Source organism: Stenotrophomonas veracruzanensis, assembly GCF_032911525.1.
GTDB classification, from domain to species: domain Bacteria; phylum Pseudomonadota; class Gammaproteobacteria; order Xanthomonadales; family Xanthomonadaceae; genus Stenotrophomonas; species Stenotrophomonas africana.
Genome location: NZ_JAWJTI010000037.1, coordinates 1 through 13,801, shown reverse-complemented (window position 1 = coordinate 13,801; position 13,801 = coordinate 1). Strand labels below are relative to the sequence as shown.

General features: G+C 67.6%; 12 protein-coding genes. 5 read left to right on the top strand and 7 right to left on the bottom strand.

The window, feature by feature from the left end; all coding sequences use genetic code 11:
- Positions 1-30: 30 nt before the first annotated feature.
- Entirely contained in the window at positions 31-1,668 is a 1,638-nt protein-coding gene (locus R1H25_RS17220) for an acyl-CoA dehydrogenase family protein (RefSeq protein WP_317224180.1), read from the top strand.
- Positions 1,669-1,947: 279 nt separating this feature from the next.
- On the opposite strand, the gene R1H25_RS17215 is transcribed toward R1H25_RS17220, so the two are convergent.
- From R1H25_RS17215 to R1H25_RS17205, 3 genes are all read right to left on the bottom strand, one after another.
- Complete coding sequence (locus R1H25_RS17215) at positions 1,948-2,358, bottom strand: hypothetical protein (protein ID WP_010482846.1); 411 nt, start codon at positions 2,356-2,358, stop codon at positions 1,948-1,950.
- 157 nt (positions 2,359-2,515) lie between these two features.
- The gene (locus tag R1H25_RS17210) at positions 2,516-2,857 is read right to left on the bottom strand and encodes a hypothetical protein (protein WP_004153024.1); all 342 of its coding nucleotides are present in this window, start codon (positions 2,855-2,857) and stop codon (positions 2,516-2,518) included.
- 124 nt (positions 2,858-2,981) lie between these two features.
- Positions 2,982-4,157: a thiolase family protein gene (locus R1H25_RS17205; RefSeq protein WP_317224179.1), complete on the bottom strand. Its 1,176-nt coding sequence runs from the start codon at positions 4,155-4,157 to the stop codon at positions 2,982-2,984.
- Positions 4,158-4,340: 183 nt separating this feature from the next.
- Between R1H25_RS17205 and R1H25_RS17200 the strand changes: the two genes are divergently transcribed.
- Positions 4,341-7,187: a S8 family serine peptidase gene (locus tag R1H25_RS17200; RefSeq protein WP_317224178.1), complete on the top strand. Its 2,847-nt coding sequence runs from the start codon at positions 4,341-4,343 to the stop codon at positions 7,185-7,187.
- Between the two features lie 47 nt (positions 7,188-7,234).
- On the opposite strand, the gene R1H25_RS17195 is transcribed toward R1H25_RS17200, so the two are convergent.
- Positions 7,235-8,332 (bottom strand): Glu/Leu/Phe/Val dehydrogenase dimerization domain-containing protein, encoded by a 1,098-nt coding sequence (locus R1H25_RS17195; protein ID WP_049448108.1) that lies wholly within the window; start codon positions 8,330-8,332, stop codon positions 7,235-7,237.
- Positions 8,333-8,611: 279 nt separating this feature from the next.
- Here R1H25_RS17195 and R1H25_RS17190 point away from each other — a divergent pair, with 279 nt between their 5' ends.
- Positions 8,612-9,688 (top strand): HDOD domain-containing protein, encoded by a 1,077-nt coding sequence (locus R1H25_RS17190; RefSeq protein WP_317224177.1) that lies wholly within the window; start codon positions 8,612-8,614, stop codon positions 9,686-9,688.
- A 3-nt stretch (positions 9,689-9,691) separates the two neighbouring features.
- Here the strand turns inward: R1H25_RS17190 and R1H25_RS17185 are convergent, their stop codons facing one another.
- The 3 genes from R1H25_RS17185 to R1H25_RS17175 form a co-directional block, all read right to left on the bottom strand.
- Positions 9,692-11,284, bottom strand: a complete 1,593-nt coding sequence (locus tag R1H25_RS17185; RefSeq protein WP_317224176.1) for a phospholipase D family protein — start codon at positions 11,282-11,284, stop codon at positions 9,692-9,694.
- Positions 11,285-11,375: 91 nt separating this feature from the next.
- On the bottom strand, positions 11,376-12,074 hold the full coding sequence (locus tag R1H25_RS17180; protein ID WP_057499283.1) for an RNA pseudouridine synthase: 699 nt from the start codon (positions 12,072-12,074) through the stop codon (positions 11,376-11,378).
- Between the two features lie 47 nt (positions 12,075-12,121).
- The gene (locus R1H25_RS17175; RefSeq protein ID WP_317224175.1) at positions 12,122-12,622 is read right to left on the bottom strand and encodes a M48 family metallopeptidase; all 501 of its coding nucleotides are present in this window, start codon (positions 12,620-12,622) and stop codon (positions 12,122-12,124) included.
- 62 nt (positions 12,623-12,684) lie between these two features.
- Here R1H25_RS17175 and R1H25_RS17170 point away from each other — a divergent pair, with 62 nt between their 5' ends.
- The gene (locus R1H25_RS17170) at positions 12,685-13,242 is read left to right on the top strand and encodes a DUF2058 domain-containing protein (RefSeq protein WP_049443888.1); all 558 of its coding nucleotides are present in this window, start codon (positions 12,685-12,687) and stop codon (positions 13,240-13,242) included.
- Positions 13,243-13,412: 170 nt separating this feature from the next.
- Positions 13,413-13,679 (top strand): DksA/TraR family C4-type zinc finger protein, encoded by a 267-nt coding sequence (locus tag R1H25_RS17165; RefSeq protein ID WP_014647974.1) that lies wholly within the window; start codon positions 13,413-13,415, stop codon positions 13,677-13,679.
- The last annotated feature ends 122 nt before the right edge of the window (positions 13,680-13,801 follow it).

Sequence of the window (13,801 nt, the reverse complement as noted above, 5' to 3'; positions counted from 1 at the left end):
CGCAGACTTCTTGGCGCCAGGATGGACCGGATGAGTGGACCCAGCTTCAGCAGCAATGCGCCGTATGAAACCCATGTGGTGCTGAACCAGCCGCCGCCGTTTGCAGGGCGACAACTGTGGACCGACGACGTGGCGTTGATGGACGCCGTGCAGCGCGAAGGGGCCGGCAGCTTCGCGCCGCGCCTGGCGGTCTATGGCGCACTGGCGGGGGATGAGCTGTACCGGATCGGCTTCGACGCCAATCGTGATCGCCCGCGCCTGCGCACGTATGATGCGCAGGGCCATCGCATCGATACGGTGGAGTTCCATCCGGCCTATCACCAGCTGATGGGTACGGCCAAGTCGCACGGTGTCGCTGGATTGTCCTGGCACGAGCCACAGTCCGGCGCACACGTGGCACGTGCGGCGTTGAGCTACCTGCATCACCAGGCCGAAGCTGGCACCAGTTGCCCCTTGACCATGACCCATGCGGCCGTGGCGGTGCTGCAGTCCCAGCCCCATCTGGCCGAGTGGGCGCGCAAGGCCGCCGCGCCGGTCTATGACCCGCGCGATGTGCCGGTGACGGACAAGGCCGGCATCACCCTGGGCATGGGCATGACCGAGAAGCAGGGTGGTTCCGACGTGCGTGCCAACAGCACGCGTGCTGAACCGATCGATGGCGAACGCTATCGCCTGGTGGGCCACAAGTGGTTCTTCTCCGCTCCGATGTGCGACGGCTTCCTCGTGCTGGCACAAGCGCCGGGCGGATTGACCTGCCTGCTGATGCCGCGCCGGCTGGCCGATGGCGACCGCAACGCGTTCCGTTTGATGCGGCTGAAGGACAAGCTCGGCGATTGGGCCAACGCCTCCAGCGAGGTCGAGTTCTGTGGCGCACAGGCATGGCGCGTGGGCGAAGAGGGGCGCGGCGTGGCCACCATCATCGGCATGGTGATGATGACCCGCCTGGACTGCATGCTGGGTGCAGCCGCGGAGATGCGCATGGCGCTGGCGCAGGCGCTGCACCACGCACGCCATCGACGCACCTTCGGCAAGCTGCTGGTCGAGCATCCGCTGATGACCAACGTGCTGGCTGATCTGGCGCTGGAGTCGGAAGCGGCCACGGTGTTGGCGATGCGCATCGCACGCGCGGTGGATCGCGCCGGTGTGGATGCCAACGAAGCGGCGATGGCGCGGCTGGGCACGGCATTGGGCAAGTACTGGCTGTGCAAGCGCGCGCCGGCCTTCGTCAATGAAGCACAGGAGTGCCTGGGCGGTGCGGGTTACGTGGAGGAGTCGATGCTGCCGCGCCTCTACCGGCAGGCACCGTTGAATTCGATCTGGGAGGGCAGCGGCAACATCCAGTGCCTGGATGTGCTGCGTGCGCTGGCGCGTGAACCGGAGGCGATGGCGGCGTTGCGCGATGAGCTGACGTCGGTGGCAGACCGTGACGCGCGCTACGCATCGGCATTGCAGCGCTGGGCATCGGCGCCGCCACCGGAAGAATCGCAGGCGCGGCTGTTCTGCGAGCGTACTGCGCTGCTGCTGCAGGCCGCGTTGCTGTTGCGTGCGCGAAGCCCGGTGGCGGAGGCGTTCGTGCGCAGCCGGCTGGAGGGGGAGCATGGGCTGGCGTTCGGGACGCTGCCGGCGGGGTTGGAGCTGACGGCGATGCTGGCGCGCGCGCTGCCGTAGGGGCGGCCAACGGCGGAGCCCCTCGTGGTGGGCGCTGATATCGGCGGTGGCCGCGCGAGTGGGTTGCGCAGGGGACGCCGTGAACCCGTCCTTGGGGGCTTGGCCGCGGCATCCATGCCGCGGACACCCCTGCGCAACCCACCCGCGCGGCCGCGGACAATTTCCGGGGGCGCACACCACGGAATCAACAGAAAGAGCAGAGAGCGAAAAGCAGAAAAGCCGCGGCAGTGCCGCGGCTTTTCCTGTAGCGCCGAGTCGATGCTCGGCTGCCGGTAGGGCTTAGTGCTTGGCTTCTTCCTTGGCGGCATTGGCCTTGGCGTCATTGGCGACATCACGGGCCTTGTCGGCGACCTTCTGTGCTGCGTTGGCGGTCGCATCGCTGGCGTGTGCGGCAGCGTCGGTTGCGGCGTCCTTGGCCTTGTCGGCGGCGTTGGCGGTGGCGTCTGCAGCCTTGTCCAGCGCCTGCTGGGTATCGGCGGCAGCCTGCTCGGAAGCGGCAGCGGTCTTGTCGGCAGCGTTGCGGGTGGCTTCAGCGGCCTTGTCCACGGCGTCACGGGCGGCAGCGCCCGCGCTGTCGGCGGCCTGCTGTGCGTCCTGCTTGGCCTGTTCGGCTTCGGGGCCCTTGCAGGCGGCCAGGGCCAGCAGCAGGGAGGCGGCCAGCAGGGTGGTGGTGATCGGACGAATCTTCATGGCGGTCTCCGGTACTGCAATGGATGGGGACGCCAGCCTATTCATGCCATTGTGAAGAGGGAGTCGCGATGCAGCGGCTCAGTCGCGCGCATTCGACAAAAGAAAAAGCCGCTGGCGAACCAGCGGCTTTTCCAGAACAGCGTGAAGAAAGAAGTTATTACTTCTTGGCTTCTTCAGCAGCGTCCTTGGCCTTCTCAGCGGTGCCTTCAGCAGCCTTGGCAGCGTCAGCAGCGGCGCCGGCAGCGGCGTCGGTGGCAGCAGCGCCAGCCTGGGCAGCAGCGTCAACCGAAGCGTCAGCAGCGGTGGCGGCGGTGTCAGCGGCCTGCTGGGCAGCGTCGGCGGTCTGGGCGCCAGCAGCGGCGGCCTGGTCGGCAGCAGCCTGGGCTTCGGTGGCGGCTTCGTTGGCCGAAGCAGCGGCGTCCTGGGCAGCTTCCTGCTTCGAGCAGGCGGCCAGGGCCAGAGCCAGGGACATCGCGACCAGCAGCTTGTTGATGCTCATTGTGTAAATCCTCGTCGTTAGAATTAGGCAACGCGCATGCTGCGCGCCGACAACATGATGACAAGCCAAGATTGGGTGTCAAGCGATCCCGCATTCATTTTTGCGAAATCATCGTTAAATCCATTTAAATCAATTCGATGGCGATAGCCGTTGCTTCGCCACCGCCGATGCACAGGGTGGCAATGCCGCGCTTGCCACCGCGCGTGCGCAGGGCGTTGACCAAGGTCACCACCAGGCGTGCACCGGAGGCACCGATCGGATGGCCCAGTGCGCAGGCGCCGCCATTCACGTTGAGCTTGTCATGCGGGATGCCCAGTTCGCGCATCGGCGCCATCGCCACCACGGCGAAGGCTTCGTTGATTTCGAACAGGTCGACCTGGTCCAGCGACCAGCCGGTCTTCTCCAGCAGCGTGTGCAGCGCACCGATCGGCGCGGTGGTGAACCACTCCGGTTCCTGCGAATGGGTGGCGTGGCCGACGATGCGGGCCAGCGGGGTGATGCCGCGCGCGGCTGCGTCTTCCTCGGTCAGCAGGACCACTGCAGCGGCGCCGTCGGAGATGCTGGAGGAACTGGCGGCGGTGACGCTGCCATCCTTCTTGAAGGCCGGGCGCAGGGTCGGGATCTTGGCAACGTCGGATCGGCCGGGCTGTTCATCGGTAGCGACCTCGACCTCACCCTTGCGGGTGGCGACCTTGACCGCGACGATCTCGTCGGCGAATGCACCGTTGGCCTGCGCGGCCTGCGCGCGCTTGACCGATTCGATCGCGTAGGCGTCCTGCTCTTCGCGGCTGAACTGGTACTTGTCCACGGCGCATTCGGCGAATTCGCCCATGGCCTTGCCATCGTAGGCGTTGACCAGGCCGTCGTGGGCCATGTGGTCGACCGCCTGGAAGTTGCCGAAGCGGTTGCCGGTACGCGAGTTCGGCAGCATGTGCGGGGCGTTGGACATCGATTCCATGCCGCCGGCAACCACGATGCGGGCCGAACCGGCCTTGATCAGATCATGGCCAAGCATGATGGTCTTCATGCCCGAGCCGCACACCTTGTTCAGCGTGGTGGCACCGGTCGACAGCGGGATGCCGGCGGCGATCGCCGCCTGGCGGGCCGGCGCCTGGCCGAGGTTGGCCGGCAGCACGCAGCCCATCAGGACTTCAGAAACGTCGCTGGCCGGGACACCCGACTGCTCCAGGGCGGCGGCGATGGCGGCCGCGCCAAGGGTGGGGGTCGGCACGCCATTGAACTGGCCGAGGAAGGAGCCGATGGCGGTGCGCTTGGCGGCGGCGATGACGATGTTGGACATGGCAATCTCGTTGATGCGTAAGCAATGTTCGGAAAGGAGACCGGGGGCCGTTGGATGTGCCCGGGTTTCCCGGCAGACTGCGTGGGGGTCGGCCCAAGTATAGAGGGTCGGGGAGGGCCGCCGCTGAGCGCGGCCGCACGCCTGCCGGGATGAAGGCAGGACAACGTACATGGGAAGGAATCGATGGAACGCACGATGATGGTGAGGTCTGCCCTGGGAACCGCGCTGGCCGTGGCGCTGACCGCCTGCGGCGGCGGAGGCGGGGGCGGCAGCAATGTGCGTGTCGATCCGCCGCCGACCACGCCTGTGCCACCGACCACGCCGCCTCCCACCACGCCGCCGCCGGCCAAGCCGCAGGAGCCGGCCTTCGATGCGCATCTGTCAGTCACCAACGCGCGTGCCGCACAGGCTGCCGGCCTGACCGGGCAGGGCGTACGCATCGGCATCGTCGATTCGGGCGTGCAGCGCAATGCGGTGGCCTTGAACGGGCGGGTGGTCGCCAACCTCAATTACATCGACCCGGCCAAAAACAACCTGGCTGTCGACGACGTGGTCGGGCATGGCACGGCCGTCGCCAGCCTTGCCGCCGGTGCGGCAGTAGGGTCCTGGCCGGGCGGCATCGCACCGGGCGCGCAGATCGTGTCGGCACGGATCATTTCCGACAAGCCGCCGACCGATGACGGCAGTGGTCGCGGCAATGCCTTCAGCGGCCCGCTGGGCGTGGCCCAGGTCCACCAGGACCTGATCAACTACAACGTGAAGGTGATGAACAACTCGTGGGGCGGCCTGTACTGGACCGACCTGCCGACCACCGCGCAGGTGGCTGCCGAATACCGGCCGTTCGTGATCAATCACGGTGGCCTGGTGGTGTTCGCCGCCGGCAATGATGGGCGCAGCGAGCCGAGCAGCCTGGCTGCGTTGCCCAGCCAGAAGGGCGTGGCCGGTTCACTGCCTGCAGCCGATCTGGAGCGTGGCTGGCTGGTGGCCACAGCGGTGGATCCGTATACGCCCGGCGCACTGGCCGGCTATGCCAATGCCTGCGGGCAGGCGGCCCGCTACTGCCTGGCGGCGCCGGGCAGCGCGGTCTACCCGGATGCCAATGGTGGCAGCTACTACTGGAACTACGGCACGTCTTTCGCTGCGCCACTGGTTTCGGGTGCGGCGGCCCTGGTCTGGCAGCGCTTCCCGTACTTCGGCAACGATCTGGTCCGGCAGACCCTGCTGGGTACCGCCAAGGACATCGGCGCCCCGGGCGTGGATCCGGTGTTCGGCTATGGCCTGCTCGACATCGGTCGTGCGATCAACGGTCCGGGGCGCTTCGACTGGGGTGATGTGGTCGCCAACGTGGACATGGCCTCGACCGGCTCTGCGTGGCGCAACGATATCGTCGGCAGCGGCGGCCTGGTCAAGCAGGGCGGGGGCACCCTGGTGCTGGCCGGCAACAACAGTTACACCGGTGCCACCCGCATCGAACGCGGCATCCTGTCGCTGCAGAACGGTGGCGTGATCCGTTCCAACGTGACCATCCTCGGCCAGCCCGATCCGGATTCGACCGGCCTGCAGTTCAACGGTGGCATGCCCCGCGTGATCGGCAATGTGGTCAACGGCAGCAGCGTGTTCCTCACCACCGGCAGCACCACCGGCACCATCGAGGGCAACTACACCCAGCAGGCCGGTGGCCAGTTGATGATCGCGCTCGGCGCCAATGCGCTGCAGGTCACCGGAAATGCTGCGATCGACGGCGGTGTGCGCGTGCACGGCTTCGTTTCCGGCTACGTGCCGCAGAGCGGCACCCGACAGGACCTCATTCACGCGGCCGCTGGGTTGAGTGGCACCTTCAGCACAGCCGCTACGTCCACTGGCCTGCAGGGCCTGTCGCTGCTGCAGAGCAGCTATGGCTACGACAGCAACAACGCCTGGTTGAACCTGACCCAGGTCAGCGTCACCGCCGCGGCCAGCGGCCTGGGGGCGTCCGCGCAGGCCGCTGCGCAGCGTCTGGAGGGTGCATTCGCGGCGCTCGACAAAAACGCAGGCTTGCAGGGATCGGCCTTTGGTGCAGCGGCCGGCGCCCTGCAATGGACCGGCGGTGGCAATGACGGTCTGGCCGCCAGCCTGCAGAGCCTGTCCGGTCAAGCGCATGCGCGTGCTGAAGCGGCCACCTTCGACAGCATCGACATGTCACGACGTGCGATTGCCGAACGCTTCGATCGTGTGCAGGCCGCACCGCGCCTGCGCGGTACCTGGCAGAGCGCGCTGGGCGAGGCCGGTCAGGGCAGCTTTGCCGGCAACGCTGCCGAGAGCCGCGGCTGGATGGCGGGCCAGGACCTGCCGTTGGGCAGCAACGGCCTGATGGGTGTGGCCTTTGGCGAGACCCGCAGCAACGGTGGCAGCAGCTTCGGTGGTGACCGCGGACGTGATCGTCAGGCGCAGGCGCAGCTGTACGCCGGCTGGAACCTGGGGCGTGGCTACGCACTGGCCCAGGTCGGAAGTGGCCAGTTCACCCGCGCGTTGGACCGCCAGCTGCTGCTGGGCGCCGGCGCGTACGGCGTGTCTGCGCGCTACGGCGGCCGCTTCAGCAGTGCCAGCGTCGAAGGCGGCTATCGCTTCGGTCGCGCCGGGGCGTCGTTGACGCCGTATCTGGGCGCCAGCACCACGCGTGTGGATACCGATGCCTTCAATGAGCTGGGCGGTTTCGGCTTCGGCCTGCGGGGTGAAGCCAATCGCGTGCAGCGCAGCCAGATGCTGGCCGGTATCCGCGGCGAGCGTGGCTGGGGGCGTTGGACGCTGCGTGGGCATGCCGAATGGCAGCAACGACTTGATGGTGCGGATGCGGACTGGCAGGCCAGCTTCGTCGGCGTCGATGCCTGGGCGCCGCTGGCGGGCTGGAACGCGCCGCACGGCAGTGCGCTGTTCGGCGTGGCGCTGGAGTCGTGGTGGGGCCGCACTGGCCGCCTGAGCCTGGGCTTCGACCAGCGCGTGGGAGGCGAGGGCGCACGCCAGGCGGCGTTGCGCTACAGCACCGGGTTCTGAGTGATCGGTGGCGCCGGGTCGATGGTCCCGGCGCGACATCGGCAGGCTCAGCCGCCGCGCAGGTTGCCCAGGCGCGGGGTGCTGCGGCCCAGCGGCATCTTCAGCTTGCCGATCGACAGGATGCGGCTTTCGGCGATGCGGTCGGCGGCACGCTGCGGCGCGATGTTCTCGCGCTGCGACAGTTCGAAGATGCGGGTGAGGTTGTGGTAGATGCTGCGGATCAGGCGCATCGCGCGTTCGCGGTTGTAGCCATCGATCTCCAGCGACACGTTCATCACGCCACCGGCGTTGACCGCATAGTCCGGCGCATACAGGATGCCGCGCGCATGCAGTTCGTCGCCGATCTCCAGGCTCGACAGCTGGTTGTTGGCGGTGCCACAGATGATCTTCGCCTTGATCCGCGGCAGGGTGTCGGCGTTGATCGCACCTTCCAGCGCGCACGGCGCGAACACGTCGGCGTTTACCTCGTGGATCTCGTCCGGCTTGACCGCTTCGGCGCCGAAATCGCTGACCGCGCGATCAACCAGCGCGCTGTCCAGGTCGGTGACGTAGAGCTTGGCGCCGCGGTCGCGCAGCAGCTTCACCAGTTCCATGCCGATGTGGCCCAGGCCCTGCACGGCGATGCTGGTCTTGCCCACTTCCTCATGGCCGAACTTGAAGCGCATCGATGCCATCAGTGCCTGCAGCGCACCGTAGGCGGTGAACGGGGCTGGATCGCCGGAGCCGCCATGGACCTGGTGCACGCCGGTCACGAACTGGCTCTCCAGGTAGATGTTCTCCATGTCGTTGACGTCGGTGCCCACGTCTTCGGCGGTGATGTAGCGCCCACCCAGCGAGTCGACATAACGGCCGAAGGCGCGGAACAGCACCTCGGTCTTGTCCACCTTCGGGTCGCCGATGATCACCGCCTTGCCGCCGCCCACGTTGAGGCCGGCCAGCGCATTCTTGTAGGTCATCGTCCGGCTCAGCCGCAGCACGTCGGCCAGCGCCTCGTCGGTGCTGGCATAGGGGCGCATGCGCACGCCGCCCAGGGCCGGGCCCAGGGTGGTGTTGTGGATGGCGATGATCGCCTGCAGGCCGGCATCGTGGTTGTGGCAGAACACCACCTGTTCGTGGCCGGTGGTGGCGAGGGTTTCGAATAGCATGGCGTCTCCGATGGCGCGAACAGCGGCGAACTGCAGCGAACGGCCAGTGAACGGTAGGGTCCCAAAAACAAAAAAAGCGACGTCGTCGGTGCAGGGGGACGGGTCGCGCGGCGCCATTCTAGTCCATTCCCCCGGCCGCTGCCGTCGACATCGGCGGCCTTCCGGTTAAAGAAGATGAAAGTGCGGCCGATGCTGCGACGACGGCGGGTGGCCGGATTCGTGTGAAGAGGCAGGGCAGTCAGTGACGGCACGGGCACCACAACGACAGGGCGGGCGGCGATGACGGCGGCCTGGTGGCGATCGCTGCGCGGCTGGCTGGCGCGCTCGACCGGGGCCGCGCCGTCCCGCTTGGCGGCTGTATCGCGACAGGCAGTGGCGGCAGCGGCTGCGAGCCTGCAGGGTGAAGCTCTGCCGTCTGCGGAGATCGCTGCACATCTGCAACGCGGCCTGCACGCGTTGGCGCTGTACCCAAGACTGGCCGGTGAGCCGACGCCGGTACAGGATCCGGCGTTGGGGGACGCGGTGGCACGTGCGCTGCAGGACCGCGACTGGGCCACCCGGCAGCTGCCGCGTCGCCCGCAACTGCTGCCGCAGCTGATCCAGACCGTCAACGACGATGCCGCCTCCGCGCGGGTGATGGCCGCGATCATCGGCCAGGACCCGGTGCTGACCGGCAACCTGCTGCGCATCGCCAACAGCCCGGCGTACAAGGTGCACGAGCGCCCGGTGGAAAGCCTGCAGCGTGCGGTGACCCTCGTCGGCACCGAGGGGGTGCGCCAGATCATCAGCGCAGTGCTGGTGCAGCCGGTGATGCAGGTGCAGTGCGAGGTGTTTCCGCAGTTCAGCACGATCATCTGGGAGCACGCACTGCTGGCCTCGCGCGCGGCTGCAGACCACGCACGCACGGTCACCTTCGGTGATGCCTTCGCCGCGCAGTGGCTGGGCCTGGTGCAGGGCCTGGGGTCTGCGCTGGTGATGCGCCAGCTGCTGCAGGAAGCCCAGGCACGCGGTGAAACCGTGGAGCCGGCGCTGGCCCTGCAGCTGCTTCAGCAGTGGTCGTTGCCGCTGGCGCAACGGGTGGCGGCTGCCTGGGAGCTGCCCGAGCCAGTGCACCAGGCGCTGTTGCCGGAGGCCGAGGGCCCGCTGGCCGACAGCCTGCGCCTGGCCAGCGCGGCCGCAGCGGCCAGCCTGTTGTGCCGGCATGGGCATGCCAGCCAGAGCCGCATGCTGGCCCTGCTGGAGCAGTTGCCTGCGGCACCGCCGCATGCATTGCGCTGGATCTGGCGGCGCCTTCATGGGCGCAGCGTGGAAGCGCTGGATGAGGCCGGACAGGACGAGGCCAATCCAGCGACCTGAGCGCTACAGTTGCGATTCCACCGGCAGCCAGCTGATCACTCGCGACATCCAGCGCTTGCGCGCCGTTGCCCCCGGCTCGGCCTCCACCCAGTGCGGTGGTGGCTCGCGCTCCAGCCAGCGCAACCGACGACGATCGTCCAGCGCCAGCCACCAGCTGTGCCTGGGATCAGCCAAGCGCAGGTACTCGTCCCGCAGCTGTGCGCCCAGCACCGGATCGTCGAACAGCACGCCCATCTCGGTGTTCAGATAGGCCGAGCGCGGGTCGAGGTTGAACGAACCAACAAAACCGCGGCAGTCGTCGACCAGGAACGCCTTGGTATGCAGACTCGCGCCGCTGCTGCCGAACACGCCGGCATCGCCGGACTGCCCTTGTGCCTTCAGTTCGTAAAGGTGGACGCCGGCTTCGAGCAATGGCACGCGGTAGCCCATGTAGCCACCGTGTACGGCGGCGACGTCATTGGCGGCCAGTGAGTTGGTGACCACGCCGACCTGCACGCCCCGCCCGGCCATGGCCGAAAAGCCATCCAGGCCCTCGTTGCCGGGAACGAAGTAGGGCGAGATCAACAGGGCCTTGTGCCTGGCGGCCTGCAGCTCGCTGATGAGGGTCGACACCAGCCAGGCAGCGCGATCGTCCTTGCGGTGCTTCATCGGCGGGTCTGACACGATGCGCACTGCACCGCTCCAGTGCAGCGGCTCGGGGCTCGGTCGCTGCCGCTTGCGCGATTCGGCCACGCGCGCAAGGTAGGGCCGGGCCACGTCCCGCTGCGCCTCATGATCCGATTCGCGGACCAGCAGGCGCAGCTGTGCATCGGTATGGAAGGCAAGCGCCGATACCGGAATGGCAGCTTCGCTGTTCCAGTAGTCGTCGAAGATACGGTTGGCCTGCTCCACGGCGGGGCCGGCGACCAGCAGATCCAGGTCCTGGAAATTCACATCGGTGCGTGCGCTGAAGTACTCCTCGCCGATGTTGCGGCCACCGACGATCGCGACCCGGCCGTCGGCAATCCAGCTCTTGTTGTGCATGCGATGGTTCACGCTGAAGAAGCGTTGCACCATCTCCACCATGCGCAGGATGCCGGTCCGGTTGCGGAAGGGGTTGTACAAGCGGATCTCGATGTTCGGATGCGCATCGAGCGCCATCATCAGCGCGTCCTTGTCCTTGGCATTCATGTCATCGAGCAGGATGCGCACGCGCACGCCGCGCTCGGCGGCGTCATACAGCGCCTTGGCCATCAGGTGGCCGATCAGGTCGTCGTGCCAGATGTAGTACTGCAGGTCCAGGCTGCGGCCTGCGTGCGTGGTGATCATCGCGCGTGCGGCGAAGGCATCCATGCCATCACTGAGGAACGCCACGCCGGACTGCCCGGGGTGGGCGTCCTGCAGCGGCACGATTTCCTGGTCGATACGGGTCTGCGCCGGCTGCAGTGGCAGTACCTGCGAGGGCGCGCCCTGCGCCTGTGGCGTGAGATGGTCGGCCAGCAGCAGCCCGGACAGGACCAGCAGCAACAGCGCGGCGAGGAGGATTGCAGCGATGCGCAGCAGGCGTCGCCACAGGGGCTTGGGCAGGCTCATGCCCCGATGGTAGATCCACGCCATGCGCGGATGAAAGCCAGCCGACCCATTGCAGTAGATCCACACATGCGTGGATGGCTGCTCCAGGCAATATCACACCCTGCGTGGATGGGCCTCAGAACCGCTCGTCGCTGCCCAGGTAGCGCCACTGGCCCGGCGGCAGCGGCCCCAGCGCCACGCGGCCAATGCGCAGACGGCGCACCGCTGTCACCTGCAGCCCGGCGGTTGTCACCGCTGCACGCAGGCCCTTGGCGGTGAGCCCCTTGCCGGCGAACCGCAGCCGCTGTTCGCTCTGCCAGCTGACCTTGCCGCCGCCGGCCTCCTGCTGCAAGCGCGCCATCAACCAAGGCCCGCGCTCTGGGCCGCCCTCGGCCACTTCGATCAGGTATTCCTGCTCAGTGCGGCCCAGATTGCGCTGCAGATGCGCCAACGTGGCCGGATCCTGGCTGACCACGACCAGCCCGCTATCGGCCGCAGGCAGCGATGCGGCCAGCTGCAGGCCGTGGAAATGCCGCTGCAGCGGGCGGATGTCGCTGGCATCGAGTTCGCTGCGGCTGTCACTGCTGACCAGCGCGCACAGGGTCTCCGCGGCAACGCCGGCCGGCTTGTGCAGCAGCATGCTGACCCGCTCGGCCTTTTCATCGCTGGCCTGCTCGGCCACGACAATCTCGGCGCTGTCATCGACCGGGCGCTGCGGCTGTTCCACCACCTCGCCATTGACCGTGACCCAGCCGCCTTCGATGTAACGTCGCGCTTCGCCGCGCGGGATGCCGAGCAGGGCGGACAGGCGTTTGTCGAGACGGATCGGTTCCATGGCGGAAAGGTCAGGCAGGGGGCGCGCAGTGTAGCCGCTGCGGCCGGTCAGCGCTGGCCGCGGTTGGCCAGCTCGGTCAGGTACAGGCGGGTATCGAACTCCAGCTGCAGGTAATCCGGCTCCATGTGCTGGCACAGCTGGTAGAAGGCCTTGTTGTGGTCGGCTTCCTTCAGGTGGGCCAGTTCGTGCACCACGATCATGCGCAGGAAGGCCGCCGGTGCCTGGCGGAACACGGTGGCGATGCGGATCTCGCGGCTGGCCTTGAGGCGGCCGCCGTGCACGCGGGAAATGGCGGTATGGGTGCCCAGGGCGTGCTTGATCACTTCCAGCGTGTTGTCGTAGCAGACCTTGTTGAGCGGCACCGACTTGCGCAGGTAGCGGTCCTTCAGCTCCTGCGTGTAGTCGTACAGCTGACGGTCGCTGCGCACCTCGTGCGGGTCGGGGTAGCGCTGCTGCAGCCAGGGGCCGAGCTTGCCCTGCGCCAGCAGTTCGCTGACCTGGGCGACCAGGGGTTCGGGATAGCCGGTGAGGTAGTTCAGGACTGCCATGCAGGGGCGGCGGGGCGTCGGTAGAATGGGGCATCCAAGATTACACGCGGTACGCACCGACCATGGCAAAGCCCAACGCGTTGCAGGAACAATTGCTCAAGGCCGGCCTGGCCAAGAAGTCGCAGGCCAGCGCTGCCGCGAGCGCGCAGGCCAAGGCCCGGCAGGGCAAGGCCGAATCGACCTCGGCCGACGTGCAGCGCGAGGCTGAACGGGCCCGCGCCGAGAAGGTCGAGCGCGACCGCGCGCTGGCCGCCGAGCGCAACGCCCAGGCCAAGCTGGCTGAACAGAAGGCGCAGGCGAAGCAGATCATCACGGCCCATGCCGTGCCCCACAAGGGCGATGACGAGTACCGCTTCAGTGATGGCGCGGCGATCCGCACCCTGCTGATCGACCCCAAGCTGCGCAAGGCGCTGTCGGTGGGTGTGCTGGTCATCGTCGCCCATGGCGAGGGCTACGCCCTGCTGCCGCGAGTCGCCGCCGAGAAGGTGCGTGAACGCGCGCCGGAAGCGATCATCGTCGACCACGGCCAGCCGGGCTCGACCGCCGAGATATCCACCGGCAACGCCGAGGACGACGCCTACTACGCGCAGTTCCAGGTGCCGGACGACCTGGTCTGGTAAGCAAAAAGGGGACGGAGGGGATTAAGTCGCGATCTACCTGGTTGAAGCCCTCCACGTTCTGCTCAGATTGCTGAAGATCAGCCGGGCATGGCTCGGTTCAACACCGGTCTGCTCCTTTGTGCGCGGGTGTATCGTCCCCATATCAGGCGACACACCTGCGGAGGATGGCCATGGCCACCGGTTGGGCGGGAGACGGCGCGGTCCAGGACCAGATTGACGCCACCGTCGACGATGCGATCGCCCGCGCGCGGCGCCAGCTGCGCGAGGGGCCCGGTCTGGAACACTGTGAGGAATGCGACGCGCCCATTCCGTTGGCGCGGCGCCAGGCTGTGCCTGGCGTGCGGCTGTGCGTTGCGTGCCAGCAGGCGCGGGATGACGAAGACCAGGCGCATGCCGGGTACAACCGGCGTGGCAGCAAGGACAGCCAGCTGAGGTAAAGGGGTGTTTTATTGCAGGGCTGCGCCCTGCACCTGCAGAAGCAACGTCAACATCAAAGGCTGGCTTTCCGTGGGTTGGCGGGGTGGGTCCGGTTGAGGGGGACGCCGTAAACCCATCCATG

Excerpts from the sequence above, each read along its gene's own strand:
- R1H25_RS17220 (WP_317224180.1), top strand. The coding sequence starts at position 31 with ATGAGTGGACCCAGCTTCAGCAGCAATGCGCCGTATGAAACCCATGTG.
- R1H25_RS17215 (WP_010482846.1), bottom strand. The coding sequence starts at position 2,358 with ATGAAGATTCGTCCGATCACCACCACCCTGCTGGCCGCCTCCCTGCTG.
- R1H25_RS17210 (WP_004153024.1), bottom strand. The coding sequence starts at position 2,857 with ATGAGCATCAACAAGCTGCTGGTCGCGATGTCCCTGGCTCTGGCCCTG.
- R1H25_RS17205 (WP_317224179.1), bottom strand. The coding sequence starts at position 4,157 with ATGTCCAACATCGTCATCGCCGCCGCCAAGCGCACCGCCATCGGCTCC.
- R1H25_RS17200 (WP_317224178.1), top strand. The coding sequence starts at position 4,341 with ATGGAACGCACGATGATGGTGAGGTCTGCCCTGGGAACCGCGCTGGCC.
- R1H25_RS17195 (WP_049448108.1), bottom strand. The coding sequence starts at position 8,332 with ATGCTATTCGAAACCCTCGCCACCACCGGCCACGAACAGGTGGTGTTC.
- R1H25_RS17190 (WP_317224177.1), top strand. The coding sequence starts at position 8,612 with ATGACGGCGGCCTGGTGGCGATCGCTGCGCGGCTGGCTGGCGCGCTCG.
- R1H25_RS17185 (WP_317224176.1), bottom strand. The coding sequence starts at position 11,284 with ATGGCGTGGATCTACCATCGGGGCATGAGCCTGCCCAAGCCCCTGTGG.
- R1H25_RS17180 (WP_057499283.1), bottom strand. The coding sequence starts at position 12,074 with ATGGAACCGATCCGTCTCGACAAACGCCTGTCCGCCCTGCTCGGCATC.
- R1H25_RS17175 (WP_317224175.1), bottom strand. The coding sequence starts at position 12,622 with ATGGCAGTCCTGAACTACCTCACCGGCTATCCCGAACCCCTGGTCGCC.
- R1H25_RS17170 (WP_049443888.1), top strand. The coding sequence starts at position 12,685 with ATGGCAAAGCCCAACGCGTTGCAGGAACAATTGCTCAAGGCCGGCCTG.
- R1H25_RS17165 (WP_014647974.1), top strand. The coding sequence starts at position 13,413 with ATGGCCACCGGTTGGGCGGGAGACGGCGCGGTCCAGGACCAGATTGAC.